The 22,278-nt window shown below is 65.2% G+C and carries 20 protein-coding genes and 2 tRNA genes; 8 read left to right on the forward strand and 14 right to left on the reverse strand.

Annotated elements, in window-relative coordinates; translation table 11 throughout:
• Positions 1 to 61 precede the first annotated feature (61 nt).
• From SALA_RS06405 to mazG, 3 genes are all read left to right on the forward strand, one after another.
• Positions 62 to 2,647 (forward strand): nitrate reductase, encoded by a 2,586-nt coding sequence (locus SALA_RS06405; protein WP_041383798.1) that lies wholly within the window; start codon positions 62 to 64, stop codon positions 2,645 to 2,647.
• A complete protein-coding gene (gene cobA, locus SALA_RS06410) occupies positions 2,637 to 3,413 on the forward strand; it encodes a uroporphyrinogen-III C-methyltransferase (protein ID WP_011541566.1) in 777 nt (258 codons plus the stop codon). Before SALA_RS06405 ends, cobA begins: the two co-directional genes overlap by 11 nt.
• 162 nt (positions 3,414 to 3,575) lie before the next feature.
• Complete coding sequence (gene mazG, locus SALA_RS06415) at positions 3,576 to 4,349, forward strand: nucleoside triphosphate pyrophosphohydrolase (RefSeq protein ID WP_011541567.1); 774 nt, start codon at positions 3,576 to 3,578, stop codon at positions 4,347 to 4,349.
• Here mazG and hflX read toward each other — a convergent pair.
• The 7 genes from hflX to dusB all read right to left on the reverse strand — a co-directional run bounded on the left by hflX (position 4,327) and on the right by dusB (position 13,538).
• The gene (gene hflX / locus SALA_RS06420) at positions 4,327 to 5,625 is read right to left on the reverse strand and encodes a GTPase HflX (protein ID WP_011541568.1); all 1,299 of its coding nucleotides are present in this window, start codon (positions 5,623 to 5,625) and stop codon (positions 4,327 to 4,329) included. The genes mazG and hflX overlap by 23 nt on opposite strands.
• A 50-nt stretch (positions 5,626 to 5,675) precedes the next feature.
• Positions 5,676 to 6,176 carry an RNA chaperone Hfq gene (gene hfq, locus SALA_RS06425; protein ID WP_041383800.1) on the reverse strand — a complete coding sequence of 167 codons (501 nt, stop codon included), beginning with the start codon at positions 6,174 to 6,176 and terminating at the stop codon, positions 5,676 to 5,678.
• Between the two features lie 110 nt (positions 6,177 to 6,286).
• A complete protein-coding gene (locus SALA_RS06430) occupies positions 6,287 to 7,672 on the reverse strand; it encodes a sigma-54-dependent transcriptional regulator (protein WP_011541570.1) in 1,386 nt (461 codons plus the stop codon).
• Entirely contained in the window at positions 7,662 to 9,953 is a 2,292-nt protein-coding gene (locus tag SALA_RS06435; RefSeq protein ID WP_153802649.1) for a sensor histidine kinase, read from the reverse strand. Before SALA_RS06435 ends, SALA_RS06430 begins: the two co-directional genes overlap by 11 nt.
• An 83-nt stretch (positions 9,954 to 10,036) precedes the next feature.
• Positions 10,037 to 11,455: a sigma-54-dependent transcriptional regulator gene (locus tag SALA_RS06440; protein ID WP_011541572.1), complete on the reverse strand. Its 1,419-nt coding sequence runs from the start codon at positions 11,453 to 11,455 to the stop codon at positions 10,037 to 10,039.
• Positions 11,452 to 12,543: a two-component system sensor histidine kinase NtrB gene (locus SALA_RS06445; RefSeq protein ID WP_011541573.1), complete on the reverse strand. Its 1,092-nt coding sequence runs from the start codon at positions 12,541 to 12,543 to the stop codon at positions 11,452 to 11,454. The genes SALA_RS06440 and SALA_RS06445 overlap by 4 nt, the downstream gene beginning before the upstream one ends.
• A complete protein-coding gene (dusB, locus tag SALA_RS06450) occupies positions 12,540 to 13,538 on the reverse strand; it encodes a tRNA dihydrouridine synthase DusB (RefSeq protein ID WP_011541574.1) in 999 nt (332 codons plus the stop codon). Before dusB ends, SALA_RS06445 begins: the two co-directional genes overlap by 4 nt.
• A gap of 96 nt (positions 13,539 to 13,634) precedes the next feature.
• Between dusB and ispF the strand changes: the two genes are divergently transcribed.
• Complete coding sequence (gene ispF / locus SALA_RS06455; RefSeq protein ID WP_011541575.1) at positions 13,635 to 14,813, forward strand: 2-C-methyl-D-erythritol 2,4-cyclodiphosphate synthase; 1,179 nt, start codon at positions 13,635 to 13,637, stop codon at positions 14,811 to 14,813.
• Positions 14,814 to 14,817: 4 nt separating this feature from the next.
• A complete protein-coding gene (locus SALA_RS06460; protein ID WP_011541576.1) occupies positions 14,818 to 15,375 on the forward strand; it encodes a CinA family protein in 558 nt (185 codons plus the stop codon).
• Here SALA_RS06460 and SALA_RS06465 read toward each other — a convergent pair.
• Complete coding sequence (locus SALA_RS06465; protein WP_011541577.1) at positions 15,318 to 15,797, reverse strand: type II toxin-antitoxin system RatA family toxin; 480 nt, start codon at positions 15,795 to 15,797, stop codon at positions 15,318 to 15,320. The genes SALA_RS06460 and SALA_RS06465 overlap by 58 nt on opposite strands.
• A 7-nt stretch (positions 15,798 to 15,804) precedes the next feature.
• Positions 15,805 to 16,740: a lipoyl synthase gene (gene lipA, locus SALA_RS06470; RefSeq protein WP_011541578.1), complete on the reverse strand. Its 936-nt coding sequence runs from the start codon at positions 16,738 to 16,740 to the stop codon at positions 15,805 to 15,807.
• Between the two features lie 62 nt (positions 16,741 to 16,802).
• On the opposite strand from lipA, the gene SALA_RS06475 reads away from it, so the two are divergent.
• Entirely contained in the window at positions 16,803 to 17,444 is a 642-nt protein-coding gene (locus tag SALA_RS06475; RefSeq protein ID WP_011541579.1) for a carbonic anhydrase, read from the forward strand.
• Positions 17,445 to 17,448: 4 nt separating this feature from the next.
• Here SALA_RS06475 and SALA_RS06480 read toward each other — a convergent pair whose 3' ends face one another.
• Positions 17,449 to 17,892, reverse strand: a complete 444-nt coding sequence (locus tag SALA_RS06480) for a PaaI family thioesterase (protein WP_011541580.1) — start codon at positions 17,890 to 17,892, stop codon at positions 17,449 to 17,451.
• Between the two features lie 5 nt (positions 17,893 to 17,897).
• Positions 17,898 to 19,577, reverse strand: coding sequence for an energy-dependent translational throttle protein EttA (gene ettA, locus SALA_RS06485; protein ID WP_041383140.1), 1,680 nt, complete (start codon positions 19,575 to 19,577; stop codon positions 17,898 to 17,900).
• 438 nt (positions 19,578 to 20,015) lie between these two features.
• Between ettA and SALA_RS16725 the strand changes: the two genes are divergently transcribed.
• Together SALA_RS16725 and SALA_RS06495 are read left to right on the forward strand one after the other, a co-directional pair.
• The gene (locus SALA_RS16725; protein ID WP_011541582.1) at positions 20,016 to 20,285 is read left to right on the forward strand and encodes a hypothetical protein; all 270 of its coding nucleotides are present in this window, start codon (positions 20,016 to 20,018) and stop codon (positions 20,283 to 20,285) included.
• A gap of 136 nt (positions 20,286 to 20,421) precedes the next feature.
• A tRNA-Pro gene (locus SALA_RS06495) sits at positions 20,422 to 20,498 on the forward strand.
• Positions 20,499 to 20,515: 17 nt separating this feature from the next.
• Here the strand turns inward: SALA_RS06495 and SALA_RS17565 are convergent.
• From SALA_RS17565 to SALA_RS06505, 3 genes are all read right to left on the reverse strand, one after another.
• Positions 20,516 to 20,641 carry a hypothetical protein gene (locus SALA_RS17565; protein WP_272940671.1) on the reverse strand — a complete coding sequence of 42 codons (126 nt, stop codon included), beginning with the start codon at positions 20,639 to 20,641 and terminating at the stop codon, positions 20,516 to 20,518.
• A gap of 449 nt (positions 20,642 to 21,090) precedes the next feature.
• Positions 21,091 to 21,166, reverse strand: a tRNA-Ile gene (locus SALA_RS06500).
• Positions 21,167 to 21,235: 69 nt separating this feature from the next.
• Positions 21,236 to 22,258: a polysaccharide deacetylase family protein gene (locus SALA_RS06505; protein WP_011541583.1), complete on the reverse strand. Its 1,023-nt coding sequence runs from the start codon at positions 22,256 to 22,258 to the stop codon at positions 21,236 to 21,238.
• Between the last annotated feature and the right edge of the window lie 20 nt (positions 22,259 to 22,278).

The raw sequence follows: 22,278 nt of genomic DNA on the forward strand, positions 1-22,278 counted from the left end.
CACGGTTGAGGATCGTCCGGGGGACGATCCGACCCGGCGCCCCCCTGAAGGGGAGAGGGCTATAAGGACCACCTGCGCCTATTGCGGCGTCGGCTGCGGCATAAGCGCAACGGTGACCGGCGAACGCACGGTCGATATCGCAGGCGACCCCGACCATCCCGCCAACCGCGGCAAACTCTGTTCCAAGGGCACGCACCTCGGCGAAACGGTCGGGCTCGAAGGCCGCCTTCTCCATCCGATGATCGGCAACAAGCGCGCCAGCTGGGACAAGGCGCTCGACCTCGTCGCCAAGCGCTTCAAGGAGGTGATCGCGCGCCATGGTCCGAACAGCGTCGCCTTCTATGTGTCGGGCCAGCTCCTGACCGAGGATTATTATGTCGCGAACAAGCTGATGAAGGGCTTCATCGGCACCGCCAACATCGACACCAACTCAAGGCTGTGCATGTCGAGCGCGGTCGCCGGGCACATGCGCGCGTTCGGCGAGGACGTCGTTCCCGCGACCTATGCCGACCTCGACGCGGCCGACCTGTTCATCCTTGTCGGATCGAACACCGCCTGGTGCCATCCGGTCGTTTATCAGCGCATCCGCGCCCGCTGCGAGGCGGGAGCCAAGCTCGTCGTCATCGACCCGCGCCGCACCGAAACCGCTGAGGAAGCCGATCTTCACCTCGCGATTCGCCCCGGCAGCGACGTGGCGCTGATGAACGGCCTGCTCCAGTACAGCCGCGAGGCGGGCGCGATCGACGAGGCTTATCTTGCCGCGCATGTCGCGGTGCCAGAGGATTTCTGGGACAGGCTTGGAGAGGGGAATGACCTGTGGTCGGTGGCGCGCATCTGCGATGTTGCCGCCGCCGACCTCAGGCATTTCTACGACCTCTTCGCAGCGACCCCGCGCGCCGTCACCCTGTTCAGCCAGGGGATAAACCAGTCGACCGCGGGCACCGACCAGGTGAATGCGATCCTCAACCTCCACCTCGCAACCGGGCGCATCGGCAAGCCGGGCGCCGCCCCCTTTTCGATCACCGGCCAGCCCAATGCGATGGGCGGGCGCGAAGTCGGCGGTCTCGCGTCGACGCTCGCCGCGCACATGGATTTCGGACAGGAAAACCGCGCGCGCGTCCAGCGCTTCTGGGCGGCGCCGACAATGGCCGAAAAGCCGGGCCTGAAAGCCGTCGACATGTTCCGCGCGATCGGCGAGGGGCGGATCAGGGCGCTGTGGGTGATGGCGACCAATCCGGCGGTGTCGATGCCCGACGCGGGCCGCGTGCGCGAGGCGCTCGCCGCCTGCCCCTTTGTCGTCGTCAGCGACGTCATGGAAAAGACCGATACCGGCGCCTTCGCGCACGTCCGCCTGCCCGCCGCCGCCTGGGGCGAAAAGGACGGCACCGTCACGGGCAGCGACCGCACGATCAGCCGCCAGCGCGCACTTTTCGCGCTTCCCGGCGAAGCGATGCCCGACTGGTGGATCGTCAAGGAAGTCGCGCGGCGCATGGGCTGGAAAAACGCCTTCACCTACGACCGCCCCGCCGACATCTGGCGCGAGCATTGCCGTCTGTCGAATTATGACAATGACGGTGCGCGCATCTTTTCCCTGCCGGGTGCGGCACTGGGCGGCAATGGAGCCTATGATGCCATGGAGCCTTTTCGCTGGGGCGGCGATCATCCGTTCGCCGAGGGGCGGTTCCCGACCGAAGACGGCCGGGCGCGCCTCGTCCCCGTTGCGCAAAGGCCGCTGCCGGAACCGCTCGCCAAATGGCCCCTCACACTGAACACCGGCCGCTACCGCGACCAGTGGCATACGATGACGCGCACCGGACTCGCTCCAAAGCTGGCACGTCACCGCGAGGAGCCGCTCGTCGAGGTCCACCCCGACGACGGTACGCGACTCGGCCTTACCGACGGTGGCCTTGCGCACGTGGAAACGCCGCAGGGCGACAGCCTCTACCGCGTCGCGTTCCACGATGGCCAGCGCCCCGGCGAGATCTTTGTTCCGATCCACTGGACCGACCGCACCAGCAGCGGCGGCCGCACCGGCCTGCTCCCGCGCCCGCTCGTCGACCCTCTCTCGGGCCAGCCGGGTTTCAAGCGCACCCCCGCCGCCATCGCTCCGGTCCAGACGAGATGGCGCGCCTTCCTGCTGCTCGCACGCGAACTGGCAACCACGCCGCGCTGCCTGTGGGCGACGCGCGTCGCGGTGCCAGCGGGCGTGCTGTGGGAACTGGCAGGCAATGGCGATCTCAAGGCAATCGAGGCGCTTCTGCCCAAGGGCGAACATATTGAAGCGCACGACGCTGCACGCGGGACGCGGCGTATCGCCATCGTCGCGAACGGCCGTCTCGCGGGCGCGCTGTTCGCGACCGAAACCGGCAATCTGCCCCCCCGCGACTGGTTGATCGCACAACTTGCCGCGCCCGAAATCGCCCCCACGCTGCTCGCCGGTCGCGCGCCGGGCGTACAGGCCGACCGCGGGCCGATCGTCTGCGTCTGTTTCGACATCGGGCTCAGAACGATCGTCGCCGCGATCCGCGACCAGAACCTCGCCGATGTTGCGGCGATCGGCGCTGCGCTGGGCGCGGGCACCAACTGCGGGTCGTGCCGCCCCGCGCTTGCCCGTATTCTGACCGAGGAGACCAGCAATGCAGCCTGATGATTTCGCCCCCGGCACGGTTTGGCTCGTCGGTGCAGGCCCCGGCGATCCCGACCTGCTGACGATGAAGGCCGTGCGATTGATCAGCCGCGCCGATATCGTCTTTTACGACGCCTTGGTGAGCAAGCGCGTACGCGCCCTGATCCGCGAAGGCACCAAAGGCGTGAACGTCGGGAAACGGTCGGGTCGTCATTCGAAAGATCAGTCCGCGATCAATGCGATGCTGGTAGGCGCCGTCCGCGCGGGCAAGCGCGTCGTCCGGCTCAAGGGTGGCGACCCGATGGTTTTCGGCCGCGCGACCGAAGAAATTTCAGCGATCGAGGCGGCAGGTTTCCGGGTGTGCGTCTGCCCCGGAATAACGGCGGCCAGCGCAGCGGCGGCGTCGGCCGGCTTGTCGCTCACGCTTCGCGGCGTTGCACGCGATGTACGGTTCGTGACCGCGCACAGCCGCCGCGGCGCCGCGCTCGATCTCGACTGGGCATCGCTGGCGCGGGGAGGTTCGACGCTTGCTTTCTACATGGGGCGCGACGTGGCGGGTCATATCGCAAGGCGTTTGATCGAGGCCGGGATGTCCGGCGCCACGCCGGTGCTCGTCACCTGCAATGCCAGCCTGCCCGACGAACAGCGGCTGGCGACGCGGCTTGACCTGCTCGACCTTGCGACGCGCGCGCTTGCAGGCTCGGCGCCGACCCTCATCCTCGTCGGACCCGCAATGGCACTTGCCGAACGAGCCCGTTCGGGCGCGATGGCCGCCGAAGCAGACTGAGTGCGGGTCTGCCCTCCACCCATATCGCTTGAGATGACATGATGTTGCGCTATGGCGGACGCGGCGCTGCTGCCGACATCCAGGTCGAATCGGCTCTGCCGCGTCGTTCCCATGGCCGCCTCTCGCGGGCGCGCCAACCCCGATTGGAGTGGCGTGACGACTATGACCGAGACCCTGGCCGCAGCCCCCATCGACCGCCTCCTTGCCATCATGCGGCAGCTCCGCGACCCCGACAGCGGCTGCGAATGGGATCTCGCGCAGAGCTTTGCGACGATCGCGCCCTATACGATCGAGGAGGCCTATGAGGTTGCCGATGCCATTGCAGGCGGCGACCCTGCGGCAATCTGCAACGAGCTTGGCGACCTGCTCCTTCAAGTCGTTTTTCATGCGCAGATTGCGGCCGACAGCGGCCTTTTCACTTTTGATGATGTCGCCGATGCGATCAGCGACAAGATGGAACGGCGCCATCCGCATATCTTTGACGATGCGCCAACCGACGATGCGACTCGGCAATGGGAGGCGATCAAAGCCGAAGAGCGGGCGGCCGACGGGGCGCAGGGCGCGCTCGCGGGGGTTGCCCTTTCGCTTCCCGCGCTGCTGCGCGCGCAGAAGCTTCAGGATCGCGCCGCGCGGGTCGGGTTTGATTGGCCCGACATCGACGGTCCGCGTGAAAAAATTGTCGAGGAGCTGACGGAGGTTGCCGACGCCACCAATGCCGTCGAGCGCCACGAAGAGATCGGCGACCTGCTCTTCGCCGTCGTCAACTATGCCCGCAAGATGGGCGTCGATGCCGAAAGCGCACTGCGCGACGCCAATCTGAAGTTCGCGCGGCGCTTTGCCGCAATGGAGGCGCGGGCGGGCGGTTCCCTGGCAGGACTGTCGCTCGGCGCGCAGGAGGCGCACTGGAAAGCCGTCAAGGCGACGGAGGGCCGTTAGCGGGCCACAGCCTTTCAAAGCGGGCGCGATCCGCCGGATCGAGCCGAACGGTCAGCACATGCCCCTCGCCTTCAGCTTCGTCCGCGAGCACTTCACCGCGCGCATGCAACCATGCCGCTGCATCGCCCTGTTCATAACCGAGGTAGATGCGCTGAACCTGGTGGCGTGCGGTCAATTGTGACGCCATGAGCGTCCGTGCAGCTTCTACCCCCTCGCCCGTGGCGGCGGAAATGATCGCAACGTCGCTGCGCCGCGCCGCCATGTCTTCGATCGCCGCGCGTCGATCGACGTTGGCCGTGTCGACCTTGTTCCAGATTTCGATCTGCGGGATCGCGCTTGCAGTGTCGGCGCCCTCCCCGTCCTGCGGCCCATTGACGCCCAGCGAGTCGAGAATCGCACGCACGTCTTCATATTGCGCGTCGGTGTCGGGATGTACGATATCGCGGACGTGGACGATCAGGTCGGCGGTCGTGACCTCCTCCAGCGTCGCGCGGAACGCCGCGACCAGTTCGGTCGGCAGGTCGGATACAAAACCGACCGTATCCGACAGGATCGCCTTGTCGATGCCGGGCAGACGGATTTCGCGCATCGTGGGGTCCAGCGTTGCAAAGAGCATGTCTTCCGCCATGACGTCGCTACCGGTCAAACGGTTGAAGAAGGTTGATTTTCCGGCGTTGGTATAGCCAACGAGCGCGATCACCGGCCACGGAGCACGCTGCCGCTTGGTCCGTTGGAGCTGGCGCGTGCGCCGCGCGTCCTCCAGGCTGCGACGGATGCGCGCCATCCGGTTCCGGATCATCCGCCGATCGGCCTCGATCTGCGTTTCGCCAGGACCGCCGAGGAAACCGAAGCCGCCGCGCTGGCGTTCGAGGTGCGTCCAACTGCGCACGAGCCGCCCTGCCTGATAGTCGAGATGGGCCAGTTCGACCTGTAATCGGCCCTCGGCCGTCGCGGCGCGCTCGCCAAAGATTTCGAGGATCAGACCGGTACGGTCGATCACCTTGGTGCCGAAGGCGGTTTCAAGGTTCCGTTGCTGGATCGCCGTGAGTGAGGCATCGACCACGACCAACTGGACGCCCCTTGCAGCGATGTCGGGCACGATCGCTTCGATTTGCCCCACTCCGAGCAGGGTCGCCGCGCGCGTCTGGCGCAGCCGGAGCCTGTGGATCGCCACCACATCGAGCCCGATAGCAAGCGCGAGTCCCTTCGCTTCCTCCGCCCGTGCATCGAGGTCGCGGGCAAGGCGCTGGCCATGCCATTCGGGCACGATAATCATCGCGGCCGTGCCGCGCGTAACCTCGTCTTCGCTAGTGACTAACGGGTCGATCAGCTGTCTTCCGCCGCTTCGTCGTCGCCATTGTCGGTCAGGTTGATGGGACCGTTGGGCTGGACCGTCGAAATCGCGTGCTTGTAAACAAGCTGGACCTGTCGCTCACGTTCGAGCAACATGCAGAACAGGTCGAATGCCACAATGTCGCCCTGCAACATGACGCCGTTGACGAGGAACATCGTCACCGACTCATCCGAGCGACGAACGGCGTTGAGGAATACATCCTGCAGCGCTTTGCCCTTGCTCGCCGGCGCGTCGCGCAGGTTGCCGCCGAGCAGCGACAGGTCGAAATCATGCGAAGGCATCACGGTCGAAATCGCGTGCTTGTACACCAGTTGCGACTGGCCGTCGCGCCGTAGCAGCAGCGAGAAATTGTCGAACCAGGTGATGATGCCCTGAAGCTTGACCCCCTTGACGAGAAACATCGTGACCGGGGTTTTACTTTTACGGAGAGCGTTGAGGAAAATATCCTGAAGATTCTGATTTTTATCGGACACATTTGCCTCCTGTTCTTGGCGGTGAAACCGCGGACACGGCGCCGGTTTTCCGGCTTTCAAGACCTTCTTCTTGCTCGCAATATGCGGCAAAGCGCACCTACCGTCCAGCGTCAAGCCGGACTTTCATTATCCGAACTTTCGGTGAGCCCCAAAAGTTTCAGTTTGCGGTGCAGCGCCGAGCGCTCCATGCCGATGAAACTCGCCGTACGCGAGATATTGCCCGAAAAACGGTTGATCTGGATGCGCAGATATTCGCGCTCGAAATTCTCGCGCGCTTCCTTGAGCGGAATGGTGGTGATGGACTCGGAACTGGGCAAAATATCGGCGCCTCCCCGTACCAGTTCGGCGGGCAGCATGTCCGCATCGATGCGGCCCAGCCGGTCGCTTGGCGCCAGAATCATCACTCGTTCGATCACATTGCGCAGTTCGCGCACATTCCCCGGCCAGTCGTGCGCCTGAAGCGCCGCCATCGCTTCGGCGCTGATCTCCGGCGGCGGAACCCGGCGGTCGGCCGCATAGCGACGGACGAAATGGTCGCACAGGCTTGCGATATCGTCGCGCCTTTCGCGCAGCGACGGAATATGCACCGGAACGACGTTGAGCCGGTAGTATAGATCCTCGCGAAAGCGCCCTTCGGCGATCTCGACGGTCAGGTCGCGTGCCGAGCCGGAAATGATACGGACGTCGACGCGGATCATCGTCCGTCCTCCCACGCGGGTGAAACTCTGGTCGGTCAACACCCGCAGTATCTTGCCCTGCGTTGTCAGCGGCATGTCGGCGACTTCATCAAGGAACAGCGTGCCGCCATGCGCCTGTTCGAGAAGGCCGACTCGGATCGAGCCATCCTCGGCCTCCGAACCGAAAAGCTCAAGCTCGACCGTCTCGGGATCCATCCGCGCCGACGAGATCACCCGGAACGGCGCATTGTGGCGCCCGCTCCAGCCGTGCAGAACGCGGGCGGCCACCTCCTTGCCGACACCGGGCGCGCCTGTGATGAGAACACGGCTTCCCGTCCCTGCGACGCGCTTCAGCGTGGCGCGGACATTGTTGATCGCGGCGCTGTTGCCCGTGAGTTCTTCCGCCGGACCTGCCTTTTCGCGGAGTTGTTCATATTCAAACTTCAGCCGTTCGTTCTCGGTCGCGCGCGCGACGAGGTGGAGCAGGCGCGAGGCTTCAAACGGCTTTTCGATGAAGTCGAATGCGCCGCGGCGGATCGCGGCGACCGCGGTGTCGAGTCCGCCATGCCCCGAGATGACGATGATCGGCAGCGTCGGGTCGAACGCCTTGATCGCCTCCACAAGTCCCAATCCGTCGAGCCGTGAGCCCTGGAGCCAGACATCGATCAGCGCCAGCGACGGGCGCCGCTGCCGGATAGCTTCGAGCGCCGAATCGCTGTCCGACGCGGTCCGCGCTTCATAGCCTTCGTCTTCCATGACCCCAGCGACGAGCTCGCATATGTCGCGTTCATCATCGACGATCAGAATATCAAGCGCCATGGTCTTCCCTGTCCTTCCGGTTGCGGATGCGTCCCGGAACCGTCTCGCTCTTGCCCGGACCATTGTCGTCGCCCTGCCCGGCCAGCGGCCGCAGCCGTTCGGGGTGCAGCGTCAGGGTTACGCACGTCCCCTGCCCCGCCGGATTGTCGGCGAACTCCAGTTCGCCATAATGTTGCTCGACGATCTTTTTGACGATGGCGAGGCCGAGGCCCGTCCCGCCCTGCCGCGTCGTCATATAGGGTTCGGCGATCGCGTCGCGCGCTTCGGGTAGCCCGATACCGTCGTCGGTGACGCGGATCACGATCGCATCGTGCGCGCCAATCTCCAGTTCCGCCCGGATCGAGCCAACAGCCGTTGCGTCAGAGTTTTTATATTTTTCTTCAATTGCTTCGACAGCGTTCTTGACGATGTTCGTTATGGCTTGCGACAGCAGGCGACGGTCGCACACCAGCGGTTCGACCTCGGCAGGCGTCCTGACCGTGAAGGCGATGTCGGGCTTGGCAACCTCGAACAGGAACACCGCCTGCCGCAAGATGTCTCGTACATCCTCGACGCCGAAGGTCGGCTTGGGCATTCGCGCAAAGCTGGAAAACTCGTCGACCATGCGGCGCATGTCGTGAACCTGGCGGATCACCGTGTCGGTCAGCTTGCGGAACGTCGGCGCATCGCCCTCGACACGGTCGCCGAAACGGCGCTGCAACCGCTCGGCGGCAAGCTGGATCGGGGTAAGCGGATTCTTGATCTCGTGCGCGATCCGGCGCGCAACGTCCGACCAGGCGGCGCGACGCTGATCGAGCAATTGCTGCGTTATGTCTTCAAAACTGAGGACGAAGCCGTCACCCTGCGCCACCGCCTTCGCCGCGAGTGTCGCCGGTTCGCTGTCCTTGCGCACAAGCTGGACGATCGCCTCGCGCTCGTTCCCGGTCAGCAATTGCGCCAGCTCGGGCGCGACCTCGTCCAGCAGAAGTCCCGTCAGCTCGTCGGCCGAGCGACCGATGAGCCTTTCCGCCGCGGCATTGGCGAGCAGGATGCGGCGGTCGGCATCGACCGATACCACCGCCGAAGACACGCCGCTCAGCACCGCCTCGATAAAGCTGCGCCGCGCCTCGAGCTGCTCGTTCGCATTGACGAGCGCACGCGTTTGCCGCTCGAGCTGCTCGGTCATCCGGTTGAATGCGCGCGTCAGCACCGAAATCTCGTCGTCGCGCTCGGGGGGCGTTACGCGAACCGACAGGTCGCCGCCCGCCGCGGTCCGCGTCGCGCCGATCAGCGTGCCGAGCGGCCGGACGATGCGGTCGGCGACCACGATCGCAGCGATCACGGCCAGCGCGAGCAGGAGCAGCGAGCCGAGGTAAAGCGCGCCGTTGAACTGCAACTGAAGCATCTGCGAGCGATCAAAGAGCTGATTGTAATCGGCCAGCACCGCGCTGGCCCGCGCCGATTGCTGAAAACCCGGTACATTGGTGTCGCGCGACGCATAAACAAAGGCGCGGTCGGTGCCCGGCAAGCGGGCCGCAGCCTCAATACGGTCCGAACGGCGCACGACAACGACATCTTCGCCCGCGTCGAGACGCGCGATCATTTGCGGAGTGAGGCGGCTCGTCGCGGGCCGTTCGTCTGGGTCGATCGCCGTCGCCGTCCGCGCAACGCCATCGCGTCCGATCTCGATAATCGCCGATTCATTCAAACTACGGACGACAACCTGTTGAAAATAATAGTCGTTAAATCCCGGTGCATCGATCGGATATTGCCGCAGCCGCATGCCGAGATCGGTCGCCATCGCAAAGGTGTTTGCGCCGACCTGACGCTGATTTTCCTGATAATAACCCTCGGCCAGGTTCGCCGCATTCTCGAACATCCCGCGCGAGCGGTCCGAAAACCAGAAATCGACACCGAACTGGAAGAGCAGCGAAGCGAAAATCACGACGAGCAATGTCGGCGTTGCCGCAATCAGCGAAAAGAGGGCGACGAGGCGAACGTGCAGGCGCCCGTTGCCTCCCGCCATCGACCGCACAGCGCGCGTGCGCGCCACGCGGCTGCCGATCAGTACGATCAACGCCATCGCCGGAACCAGATTGGCGACCATGATCGCGGCCACCAGTGCGGGCGTGAGAAGCCGCTCGCTCTGCGCGTCGCCGGTCACGAAAATATAGGTGGCGATCGCGATGCTGACCATGGCCGCGAGCGCATAATATTCGGGAACGCCGAAGCGCCAGAAACCCGCACGCGCGTTCGATCTGTCCGAATCCATGTCGAAGGTCGGGGCAGCCACAGGCGTCATTGTTGCTTCATTACGACATTCCTGTTGCATAGAAAACACACAATCGCGCCCGCCATGCCCGTTCGCCGCGAACAGGCTGCGCTTCAGGGATGCAGCGGATCGATTTCCAGCTGAGCGAGGCGCTTGCGCAGCGTGTTACGGTTGATGCCGAGACGCCGCGCCGCCTCCAGCTGGTTGCCGCGCACATCGCGCAGCACGCGGCGGAACAGTGCGGCCTCGACGATCGCCTCGAGCTGGCCGTGAATCCCGCCGTCGGGTTCGGCGCTCGCCATCTTTTCGCGCGCCCAGTCGTCGACGGCGCGCGCGATCAGTGCCGCGGGATCGGCCACGCCGCCGCTTTCGTCATTGTCGCGCAGCACCATCTCGACCTCGCGTGCGGTGACGACGGTATCGCGCGACAGCACCGCGAGTCGCTGCACCACATTGCCCAGCTCACGGACATTACCCGGCCAGTCGTGGCGTTCGAGCCATTGCATCGCTTCGGGCGCGAACTGCCGGTCGGGAAGCCCCGATCCGCGCCCGACCTCGACAAAATGGCGAACGAGCGCAGCAATGTCGCTGCGGCGGTCGCGCAGCGGCGGCAAGGTCACAGGGATGACGTTGAGCCGGTAAAAGAGATCTTCGCGAAAGCGACCGTCGGCGACGAGCGTGCGCATGTCGCGGTGCGTCGCGGCGATCACGCGCACATCGGCGCGGAGCGCCTGGCTGCCGCCGACGGTCGAATACTCGTTGCTTTGCAGCACGCGCAATAGCCGCGTCTGCGCCTCCAGGGGCATGTCACCGATCTCGTCGAGGAACAAGGTTCCGCCCGCCGCCTGTTCGAAGCGGCCAGCATTGCGGCTGTGCGCGCCCGTAAAGGCGCCCTTTTCATGACCGAACAGTTCGGCCTCGATCAGTTCGCGCGGGATGGCCGCCATGTTGATCGCGACGAAGGGGCCGTCGCGGCGCAGCCCGGTGGCGTGAATCGCGCGCGCAACGACCTCCTTGCCTGTCCCCGACTCGCCGAGGATCAGCACCGCGAGATCGTTCGTCGCGAGCCGGGCGATCGTCCGGTAAACCGCCTGCATCGCCGGCGCGCGGCCGACGAGGCCGTGGCTGTCGGCAGGCGGCGGGGCGTCGCTCGCGGCTGCCTCGACGCGGCGTTGCAGCGCGGCGCGGACGCTGGCGGTCAGTTCGTCGAGGTCGAAGGGCTTGGGCAGATAATCATAGCTGCCGATGCCCGTCGCCCGGACCGCGGTGTCGAGCGTATTCTGGGCCGACAGCACGATCACCGGCGTTGCAGGATCGACTCCGGCATGGACCAGCGAGTCGATGCCGTCGCCATCGGGCAGGACAACATCGGTGATGATGAGGTCGGCGCGGTGAGCGGCGAGCCAGGCGTTGCGTTCGGCGATGCTGCCGACCGACGCGAGAAGGCCGCATTCGCCGTCGAGCGTTTCGCGGATGACCATCGCGATCGCCGGATCGTCCTCGACCAGCAGGATCGTCTTGCCTTCGCTCATCCCCGTCCCTTTGCTTGCGCGACCGGCAGGTGGACGCGAAAGCGTGTCCAGTCGCCATCGCGCATATGCTGCACCGTCCCGCCCATGTCGCGCGCCAGCTTGGCGACGAGCGCAAGGCCAAGTCCCCTCCCCTCGCGCTTCGTCGTCACGAACGGATCGAACAGGTCGCCGCGGATGTCCCTGGGTACGCCGGGGCCATTGTCGCTGACACTGACCTCGATCGGCAGCGCGATACGTCCGCGCCCGTCGCCATTGTCGATCGACAGGCCGTGCCGATAGGCGGTCGCGATCCGCACCACGCCATCGTCGCGTCCCGCCAGCGCTTCGCACCCGTTGGTCACGAGGTTGAGCAATATCTGCACCATGGCGTCGTGGTTGCCGTGGACGAGCGGCAGCGACGGGTCGAAATCCTCGGCGAAGCGGACACCCGGAAACTGGCGCGCGCGCGCGGTTTCCATCGCCTGATGGATCGGCTGATAGAGGTTGATCGGCCCGCAGAGGATCGGTTGCCCGCGCGAGAAATGCTCCATCTGGTCGATCAGCGTCGCGATGCGGTCGACCTCGGCGCAGATCAGCGTCGTGAAGCGTTCCCCGCCGGCACCGGTCTTGCGCGCGAGCAACTGCGCCGCGCCCTTGATCCCGGCAAGCGGATTCTTGATCTCGTGCGCCAGCATCGACGCCGCCGCCCCCGCGGCGCGGCTCGACCGCCCGATCGCGCCGCCCATCAGTTCGGTGTCGCTTTGCGAAGGAATGAGCGCGAGGATGCGATGGCCGCTCTGACCATAAGGCACCATCTGCATGTCGACAAAGACCGATTTGCGGCCGCCAAGCGTGATTTCGGCGCGATGCGCAAAGAGCGCCGACGTCGCGGCGTCGTTCATCCGCTGGCGATAACTGCGATCCATCTGGATGACGTCATAGATAACGCGCCCGACCATCGCCGACCGGCTGACGTTACAAAGCTGTTCGGCCGCGGCGTTGACGAACAGGACCACCCCACCGCTGTCGATCAATAACGTCGGCACCGGGTGCGACTGGATCAGCTCGTCATGGTCGAAGCTCGGGATGCTCGACGCATGCGTGGTCACGCGGCGGCCCGGGTCAGATGCGGGCCATAAAAGGCCTCGAGCGCGTCGAGCACGCCCTTGCTGTCGGGAATCCGGTTGACCTTGTTGCGGAACTCGGCCGATCCGGGCAGCCCCTTGACATACCAGCCGAGGTGCTTGCGCGCCATATTGACCCCGGTGGTTTCGCCATAATGGTCGATCATCGCGCGGTAATGCGAAGTGATGACGTCATATTGTTCGTCGAGGCCGGGGTCGGGCCGCTCGCCCTCGCCGCGCAGCGCCGCCATCACCTGACCCAGCAGCCAGGGGCGGCCATAGGCGCCGCGGCCGATCATCACGCCATCGGCGCCGCTTTGCGCCAGCGCGGTGCGCGCGTCGTCGGCCGAGCAAATGTCGCCGTTGACGATCACGGGAATCGACACGGCCTCCTTGACCTTGCGCACAAAACCCCAGTCGGCCTCGCCGCGATACATCTGGTTGCGCGTGCGGCCGTGGACAGTGACGAGCTTTGCGCCCAGATCCTCGGCAATATGCGCGAGTTCGGGGGCATTGAGGCTGTCATGGCACCAGCCCATGCGCATCTTGACCGTTACCGGGACCGACACCGCCTTGACACAGGCGTCGATCAGCGCCGCAGCGAGCCTGAGGTCGCGCATCAGCGCCGATCCGGCGTCGCCATTGGTGACCTTGCGGACCGGGCAGCCCATGTTGATGTCGATGATCGCCGCGCCGCGATCCTCGTTGAGCTTCGCCGCTTCGCCCATTTCATAGGGGGTGCAGCCGACGAGCTGCATCGACACGGGCTCCTCCACCGGATCCCACGCCGCTTTCTGGATCGACTGGCGCGTCTCGCGGATCGCTGCCTGGCTGGCGATCATCTCGGTGACGTTGAGCCCGGAGCCATAATAGCGAACGAGCTTGCGGAACGGCAGGTCGGTGACGCCCGTCATCGGCGCGAGGATCACGGGATCCGCGATGGTGATGTTGCCGATCTGGATGGGCCGAAGCGGCGCCATGGCGGGGTGCTTTCGTCAGACTGCCTAAATTTTGAGCAGCCCCTACACGCTAAGCCGCTTTCCCGCAAGGCGTGGCTGCGCTAACCGGCGCGCACCATGACCGAGTCCGCTGCCCCGTCTCCGCGCTGCGTCGCCGCGATCCTGCTCGCCGGCGGCCGCGGGCTGCGTGCTGGCTTTGGACGGCCCAAGCAGCTCGAGTGGCTTTGTGGCAAACCGGTGCTGCGCTGGAGCCTCGACGTTCTGGCGGGCTACCCCGGCCTTTCGGGCGGCGTGCTGGTGGCGAACCATGACGTCATGGCGGCGACATACCCCTTGCCGGAAGGGTGGATGGCCGCCGATCCCGGCGTTGAGCGACAACAATCGGTTGCCAATGCGCTGTCCGCGCTGACCGACTGGCCCGACGATGCAGTCGTGCTCGTCCATGATGCCGCCCGCCCCGGCGTCGATTCCGCCGTCGTCGATCGGCTGCTGGCCGCACTCGACGGCGCCGACGCCGCGATCCCGGTGCTGCCCGTCCCCGACACGCTGGTCGAGGCCGCCGATGGCGCGGCGGGCGCGGTCGTCGCGCGCGACCGGCTGGCGCGCGTGCAGACGCCGCAGGCCTTTCGCCTCGGCACCCTGCGCCGCGCGCATGCCGAAGCATCCGGCGCCGCTGCGACCGACGATGCGCAGCTCGTCCGCAGCCTTGGCGTCTCGGTGGCGACGGTCGAAGGTGATGCGCGGCTCCACAAATTGACATATGCCGCGGATATGGCGATTCTGGCCGGGCTGCTGGGGACGAAGGACATGATGCGAACCGCCGTGGGCATGGGCTATGACGTCCACCGCCTCGTCGAGGGCAAGCCCTTGTGGATCGGCGGTATAGAAATAGCGCATAGTCATGGACTTGAAGGGCATAGCGATGCCGACGTCGGGCTTCACGCGCTGACCGATGCGATCCTTGGCGCGCTGGGCGACGGCGACATTGGCGATCATTTCCCACCGAGCGACCCGCAATGGCGCGGCGCCGCATCGCACCATTTCCTCTCCTTTGCGGGCGAGCGCGTCGCCGCAAATGGCGGACGGATCGGCCATCTCGACCTCACCATCATCGCGGAAGCGCCGCGGATCGGCCCGCACCGCGTCGCCATCCGCGACCGCATTGCCGAAATCCTTGCGATTCCGGCGGGAAGGGTTAGTGTGAAGGCGACAACGACGGAGCGGCTGGGTTTCACCGGCCGCCGCGAGGGGATCGCGGCCCAGGCCGTTGCAACCATCCAACTTCCGGAGACCTGAAGCCGTGCAGCCCGACGCCGAATCGCGCCTCATCGCGCGTGATGACCTCGCCGCGAGCGTGCTCGCCCAGAATCGCGCGGCCGGGCGCAAGATCGCGGTCGCCGAAAGCTGTACCGGCGGCATGGTGGCCGCGGCGCTCACCGACATTGCAGGATGTTCGGACGTTTTTTCCGCCGGTTTCGTCACCTATTCGGCCGATGCCAAGAAAAGACAGCTCGACGTCAGCAGCGAGATTCTCGAAACATTCGGCGAAGTCTCGCTGGCGACCGCCTGGGCGATGGCGGCCGGGGCGCTGGCGAACAGCGACGCCGATGTCGCGGTCGCGATCACGGGGATAGCCGGGCCCAGCGGCGGCTCCGAAAAGAAGCCGGTGGGCCTCGTCGTCTTCGCGCGCGCGCTCCGCGGGCAGGATCCCGACGATTATTTCACCCAGCGCATCCAGTTTGAATCGACCGACCGCGGAGCGATCCGCCATGCGGCAACCTTGTTTGCGCTCGAGCTGCTTCAGCCCGAAAAGGACGCGCTGCGTCCTTCGGAGGATGTCGCGCTCCCCGCACCGTAAAGTTCGTCGGCGCGTGCCTCGAACGCCGCGATCATCTTTCGGAGCGCCTTGTCGAACATCTGTCCGGCGAGCGCCTCGAACATCCGGTTGCGGAACGAGAAATCGACCATGAAGTCGACGCGGCAGCCGCCGCCCGCGGCGGGCTGGAAATGCCATTCGTTGGAGAGATGCTTCATCGGGCCGTCGATATAGCTGACGATGACCTCGTGCGGTCGCTGCTTGTGGACGCGGCACGAAAAGCTCTCGCGCAGCCCCTTGAAGCCGACGATCATGTCGGCGACCGACTCATGCTCGCTGTCGCTGCGGATGCGGAGCGCAATGACCCACGGCAGGAACTCGGGATAGCGTGCGATATCGGTCACCAGCGCGAACATCTGTTCGGCGCTGTACGGCAGATCGCGCGTTTCGTGGTGCCTTGGCAAGCGACGCTCAGTCGGCGCGGACGCGCGCGAGCTGCGCCTCGCGCGCCGCGCGCATATGTTCGAAATCGTCGCCCGCATGATAGCTGGAGCGCGTCAGCGGCGATGACGCCACCTGCAGGAAACCCTTGGCGCGCGCGATCTGCGCATAGGCGTCGAACGCCTGCGGGGTGACGAAGTCGATCACCTTGGCGTGTTTCGGCGTCGGTTGCAGATATTGGCCCATCGTCATGAAATCGATGTCGGCGCTGCGCATGTCGTCCATCACCTGATGCACCTCCATCCGCTCCTCACCGAGCCCGAGCATGATGCCTGACTTGGTGAAGATCGACGGGTCGCGCCGCTTGACGCTTTCGAGCAGGCGGAGCGACGCATAATAGCGCGCGCCGGGACGGATCGTCGGATAGAGCCGCGGCACGGTTTCGAGGTTGTGGTTATAGACGTCGGGGCGCGCATCGACGATCGCGGCGACCGCGCTTTCGGGTTTGTTGCGAAAGTCCGGGGTCAGTATCTCGATCGTCGTCTGCGGCGTTTCGCGGCGCAGCGCGTTGATGACCTTGACGAACTGACTCGCGCCGCCGTCGGGCAGGTCGTCGCGGTCGACCGAGGTGATGACGATGTGGCTGAGTCCCATCTTCGCCGCAGCGATCGCCGTATGTTCCGGTTCGAGCAGGTCGACGGGGCGCGGCATGCCGGTCTTGACGTTGCAGAAAGCGCAGGCGCGCGTGCAGGTGTCGCCAAGGATCATCACCGTCGCGTGCTTCTTGGTCCAGCACTCGCCGATGTTCGGGCACGCCGCTTCCTCGCACACGGTGTGCAGGTTCAGCTCGCGCATCAGCTTGCGCGTTTCGGCATAGCCGGGGCTGGTCGGTGCCTTGACGCGGATCCAGTCGGGCTTGCGCGCGCGCTGGCTGGGCGAGGCGGCGGGGGATGCAGGAGCGTTCATCGCGCCCACATAGTCGCCTATGCCCCTCTTCTCAACCTCTCTACCTATGCTATGGGGCCGCCATGACTCACTTTGCCGACATGATCGAGGGCTATCGCCGTTTCCGTAATGGCGGGTGGCAGGAACAGCGCGATCGCTGGAACGAACTGGCCGAGGGACAATCGCCCAAGGTGATGGTGATCGCCTGTTCCGACAGCCGCGTCGAACCGTCGCAGATTTTCGATACCAGTCCGGGCGAAATCTTCGTCGTGCGCAATGTCGCCGCGCTGGTGCCGCCGTTCGAAACGACGCCCGGACGTCACGGAGTCTCGGCGGCGCTGGAGTTCGCCGTGCAGTTCCTGAAGGTCGAGGAAATCGTCGTCATGGGCCATGGCCTGTGCGGCGGCTGCCACGCCGCGCTCCACAAATCGATGGAAGGCGCCGAGCCCGGCCGTGGCGGCTTCATCGCCGACTGGATCGCGCTGCTCGACGACGCAAGCGACGAGGTGCGCGCGGGCCATTCCGACCTCGACAGCCGCGATGCGGGCCGCGCGATGGAAATGGCGGCGGTGCGCGTCAGCCTCGCGAATCTGCGGACCTTCCCGTGCATTCAGGAGAAGGAAGCGCGCGGGACGCTGAAACTGCGCGGTGCCTTTTTCGCGATCAGCGACGGCATTCTGCATGTTCTGGACGACGCAAGCGGCGAGTTTCGTCCGGCGACATGACGGGTCAGGGAATCGCGTAGGTCACATTCGCCTGCCCGACCGGCTTTAGCGGATCGTCGGTCCATATCCGCACGTCCATGACCGCGAGCCGTTTGCCGAGGCGCAGCATTTGTGCGTCGGCGAACAGTGAGCCGGGACGGCACGGGCGCAGAAACTGGTAGTTGAGCGCGCTTGTCACCGCCATCGCGACGGGCCCGATGTGGGCCAGCACCAGCGCATATGCCGCCATGTCGGCAAAACCCATCTGCGTCGGCCCCGAAATCAGCCCGCCGGGACGGAGCGCCTTGTCGCTCGGGTCCATCCGCGCCTGCACATGGCCCGGCGCTGCCGAAACCACATAGCCGCGCGATCCCGGCTCCGACTGGGGAAAGGCCTCTGCCATGAAGGTGTTGAGCGCATCCGCGTCCATGCGGATCACGCTCGACGAGATGCCTTCTCCCTCTCCCATATGGCTCAGCGTGACAATTTTTTGTACGTCGTCGCGTGCGGGCGCGTCGCGCCTTCGCCGAGGCGGCGGATCTTGTCCTCCTCATAAGCCTCGAAATTGCCCTCGAACCATTCGACATGGCTGTTGCCCTCGAATGCCAGGATGTGCGTCGCGAGGCGGTCGAGGAAAAAACGGTCGTGGCTGATGACAACGGCGCAGCCCGCGAAGTTTTCGAGCGCCTCTTCGAGCGCGGCGAGCGTTTCGGTATCGAGATCGTTGGTCGGTTCGTCGAGCAGCAGGACGTTGCCGCCCTGTTTCAGCATCTTCGCCATATGAACGCGGTTGCGTTCGCCGCCCGACAACTGGCCGACCTTCTTCTGCTGGTCGGTGCCCTTGAAGTTGAAGGCGCCGACATAGGCGCGTGTCTGCATCTCGTGCTTGCCGATCGACATCATGTCGTGGCCGCCCGAAATCTCTTCCCAGACATTCTTGTTCGGATCGAGCGCGTCGCGGCTCTGGTCGACATAGCCGAGGCGCACCGTGTCGCCGATGCTGATGCTGCCGCTGTCCGGCTGTTCCTGTCCGGTGATCAGCTTGAACAAGGTCGATTTGCCCGCGCCGTTCGGACCGATGACCCCGACGATGCCGCCCGGCGGCAAGGTGAAGGACAAATCCTCAAAGAGCAGCTTGTCGCCATAGGCCTTCGAGATATTGTTGACCTCGATCACCTTGCCGCCGAGGCGTTCGGGCACCTGGATGACGATCTGCGCCTTGCCGGGAGCGCGGTTTTCCTGCGCCTCGACGAGCTGGTCGAACGATTTGATACGCGCCTTCGACTTGGCCTGACGCGCCTTCGGCGACTGCCGGATCCATTCGAGCTCGTCCTTGATCGCCTTCTGGCGGCCCTGGTCTTCGCGCGCTTCCTGTTCGAGGCGCTTCCCCTTCTTTTCCAGATAGGTCGAATAATTGCCCTCGTAGACGAAGTAGCGGCCGCGATCGAGTTCGAGGATCCAGTTCACGACATTGTCGAGAAAATAGCGGTCGTGGGTGACGAGGATGACGTTGCCGGGATAGTCGACCAGATGCTTTTCGAGCCAGGCGACGCTTTCGGCGTCGAGGTGGTTGGTCGGTTCGTCGAGCAGCAGGATCGACGGCTTTTCGAGCAGCAGACGGGTGAGCGCGATCCGGCGCTTTTCGCCGCCCGACAGATTTTCGACGCTCCAGTCGCCCGGCGGGCAGCGGAGGGCCTCCATCGCGATTTCGAGCTGATTGTCGAGCGTCCAGCCGTCGACCGCGTCGATCTTTTCCTGGAGCGTGCCCATTTCCTCCATCAGCGCGTCGAAATCGGCGTCGGCGGGCGGATCGGCCATCAGCGCGCTGATCTCGTTGAAACGATCCATCATGTCGGCGACGGGACGCACGCCGTCCATGACATTTTCCTTGACGGTCTTGGTCGGGTCGAGCTGCGGCTCCTGTGCCAGATAGCCGACGGTAATGCCGTCGCCGGGCCATGCCTCGCCGGTGAAATCCTTGTCTATCCCGCCCATGATCTTCATCAGCGTCGACTTGCCGGTACCGTTCGGACCAACGATGCCGATCTTGGCGTCGGGATAGAATTGCAGGCTCAGATTGTTGAGCGTCGGCTTTTGCGCGCCGGGATAGGTCTTGGTCAGACCCTTCATCACGAAACTATATTGGGCGGCCATGAAATGCTCCGGTAATGGCTGGGCCGCATTGGCGGCCGGGAGAGTTGCGCGCCGGTTAGCGAATGGGCGCCGCCTTGGCAATCGGCGCGGACCCGTCGCGATGCTTCCGCAAGCAAGCCGGGCCTGGTGTCGGACCGGGCGAGCTGCCACAAGATGAGACAGATTGCACGGGGCGACCGGCGTGATACGGCAACATCGTTGCTGCTTTCCACCCTGTCCATGGGCGAGATCTGCCTCGTTACACGCGGATTCTGTGATTCTATCGGCCCGGCGGATGATTGCCGGTCGCGCTTTGTTTCCGCGAAGTGACACAAATCCGCCCCGCGGGCCCATCTCAATTATTTTTGTTGACGATTCACACGGAACGACTAAATCCCGCCGCTCGCGATATGGGAAAGTCTCTCATCGCGGAAAGGCATTTTAGGGAGCCCACACATCATGAAGAAGTTTGCTGCTATCGCTGTTGCTGCCAGCATGTTCGCCCTCGCCGCTTGCGGTGAAAAGGCTGCTGAAGAAGCCACCACCGAAGCTCCGGCTGCTGAAGCGGTCGCCGAAGAAGGCGCCGACGCCGCTGCTGCCGGTGCCGAAGCCGCCGCCGAAGGCGCTGAAGCCGCGGCTGCCGGTGCCGAAGCTGCTGCTCCGGCCGACGCCGCTGCTGCTCCGGCTGCGGACGCTGCTGCTGCCGCTCCGGCCGAAGAAGCCAAGTAAGTCACAGCCCTTTCGGGGCATTGACCGAAACGGAAAATGGGCGGCCTTCCCACCGGAAGGCCGCCTTTTTCTTTGCCCGCGATGCGCATGGGATGGACTTGCCGTCGCCGCATGTCTAAGGCGCGGGTCCGGTCGTCGGGGAGTGGCGCAGCCCGGTAGCGCGCTTGCTTTGGGAGCAAGATGTCGCAGGTTCGAATCCTGTCTCCCCGACCATTTCCCTCATCCCGCGCTCAACCGGCCGACGTCGCGATCAGTCGCGCGTAGAAATCGATCATCCGGCGGAAGCTGTCGATCGCCATATGCTCGTTCGGTCCGTGGATCATCGCCGTTTCCTTGATCGTGACGTGCATTGGCATGAAGCGGTAACATCCTCCGAAACCGGCCCCATGCTGCGGCTGTCGGTCGCCCCGACGACGAGGAAGGGCGCAACGACGGCGTCGGGTGCGTCGGCGCGAGCCGCAGCGACGACGTATCTCCAGCCTTGCGACGTGGTCGGCGGCACGCGCGACGGTTCATTCCGCGGCCGCCTCCTGATGGGAGATGGAGCGAATCCGCACCACCGCTCCAAGGTTGGCCACCGCTGCATCCAGATCATAAGCCGGCACGGGGGCGAGTCGGATGTCGCGGCCGTCGGCAATGACGGCCGGTGCAAAGGTCGCGGTGCGGATCGCCGCTGTCGCTGCGGCGATCGTTATAACCGTCAGCCGCCGACAAGAATCGTTCGACGCCCTCCCATATCCGCTCTCCCTTCGCCGACGCAGTGGACCGGCATCGCGCGGGATATCCAACGGACACAGGCGGAGAATGGTGGGCCCGGCAGGACTCGAACCCGCAACCTAGCCGTTATGAGCGGCCAGCTCTAACCATTGAGCTACAGGCCCCCCTTTGCAACCCGCCGGGGGATGTGTGGGCGATAGCGGAGCCCGCGCGGCATTGGCAAGCACCAAGGCTCAGCCGACGGCCTTCCGTTCCGCCATCGCCATGATTTCTGAAGAACTCGTCGGCTCGACGCCGCGCCGCGCGAGATGATCGAGCACCTTGTCCCACCAGCGATAGAATTGGTCGAGGTCCGCCGCCGTTCGGACATAGGGCGTGTTGCCCGGCTGGAGCGATGGCGAGTGAAAAGAGAAATTGAGCACCGGCAGCCGCGCCTCGACCGCAATGTCGATCGCCCGAATCGCGCGATCGACCGGGATGCCCTCGGGCGTCAGCGCGATGCGCTCGACAAGGCCGAGGCGCGCCAGCGCCGCCCCGGCCCGCGATCCGTTGCGTGCAATGCGATGATAGAGCGCTGGCCCCGCCCGGCCCAGCAGCCCGTCGAATACGGTCGTGACCGGCATTTCGAGCACCGCGCCGGCGCCCGTCCGCACCCACCATGGGTGAAGCGGCGCGGCGCGATAATCGGGGCCGTGCCCGGCGCGATAATCGAAACCCGACCGCACCGACGTGTCGCAGCAAAAGCCGAGTTCGGCCAGCATGGTCGCGCTTTCGGGGCCAAGGCCGTAGCGACCGGCGCGATAGACCGTGGGCGCGGTGCCATAGCGGTCACGGATCGCGTCGCGCAGCATCATCATTTTGGCGCGCTGGAGCGCGACCGGAAGATTGCCGGTATAGCTGTTGCGCGCGCTGACCTCTTCGTCGTGCGGCGGAGTCACCCAGGGATGCAGCTGCGCACCGATTTCGCAGCGGTCGGCGGCGCAGGCCGGCCCCAGGATATCGAACGCGCGTTCGTCAGCGATGACCGGCCAGTCGACCAGATAGATCGGCCGCACTGCGGCGCGCGCGAAATAATCCTGGCAGGCGGCGAGCGCGGGGATCGAACCCAGGCCAAAACCCGTTCGGGCAAAGGCCGCGTCCCAGTCGAAATCCTCTTCGGTGTCGATCGTGACCCAGAAACGCGACCGCTCGCCATCGCCGAGCCGGATCAACTCGGACGCGGGTGGATATGCGAAAAAACTGCCCGCAGACTGCACCTTGCCCCCTCGCCGTCCGG

The organism is Sphingopyxis alaskensis RB2256, from assembly GCF_000013985.1.
GTDB classification, from domain to species: Bacteria; Pseudomonadota; Alphaproteobacteria; order Sphingomonadales; family Sphingomonadaceae; genus Sphingopyxis; species Sphingopyxis alaskensis.

What these genes read in the sequence shown, in the direction of transcription:
- cobA (WP_011541566.1), top strand. Translation starts at nt 2,637, where the DNA reads ATGCAGCCTGATGATTTCGCCCCCGGCACGGTTTGGCTCGTCGGTGCA.
- mazG (WP_011541567.1), top strand. Translation starts at nt 3,576, where the DNA reads ATGACCGAGACCCTGGCCGCAGCCCCCATCGACCGCCTCCTTGCCATC.
- hflX (WP_011541568.1), bottom strand. Translation starts at nt 5,625, where the DNA reads ATGATTATCGTGCCCGAATGGCATGGCCAGCGCCTTGCCCGCGACCTC.
- SALA_RS06430 (WP_011541570.1), bottom strand. Translation starts at nt 7,672, where the DNA reads ATGGCGCTTGATATTCTGATCGTCGATGATGAACGCGACATATGCGAG.
- SALA_RS06435 (WP_153802649.1), bottom strand. Translation starts at nt 9,953, where the DNA reads ATGACGCCTGTGGCTGCCCCGACCTTCGACATGGATTCGGACAGATCG.
- SALA_RS06440 (WP_011541572.1), bottom strand. Translation starts at nt 11,455, where the DNA reads ATGAGCGAAGGCAAGACGATCCTGCTGGTCGAGGACGATCCGGCGATC.
- dusB (WP_011541574.1), bottom strand. Translation starts at nt 13,538, where the DNA reads ATGGCGCCGCTTCGGCCCATCCAGATCGGCAACATCACCATCGCGGAT.
- ispF (WP_011541575.1), top strand. Translation starts at nt 13,635, where the DNA reads ATGACCGAGTCCGCTGCCCCGTCTCCGCGCTGCGTCGCCGCGATCCTG.
- lipA (WP_011541578.1), bottom strand. Translation starts at nt 16,740, where the DNA reads ATGAACGCTCCTGCATCCCCCGCCGCCTCGCCCAGCCAGCGCGCGCGC.
- SALA_RS06475 (WP_011541579.1), top strand. Translation starts at nt 16,803, where the DNA reads ATGACTCACTTTGCCGACATGATCGAGGGCTATCGCCGTTTCCGTAAT.
- SALA_RS06480 (WP_011541580.1), bottom strand. Translation starts at nt 17,892, where the DNA reads ATGGGAGAGGGAGAAGGCATCTCGTCGAGCGTGATCCGCATGGACGCG.
- ettA (WP_041383140.1), bottom strand. Translation starts at nt 19,577, where the DNA reads ATGGCCGCCCAATATAGTTTCGTGATGAAGGGTCTGACCAAGACCTAT.
- SALA_RS16725 (WP_011541582.1), top strand. Translation starts at nt 20,016, where the DNA reads ATGAAGAAGTTTGCTGCTATCGCTGTTGCTGCCAGCATGTTCGCCCTC.
- SALA_RS17565 (WP_272940671.1), bottom strand. Translation starts at nt 20,641, where the DNA reads ATGCCAATGCACGTCACGATCAAGGAAACGGCGATGATCCACGGACCG.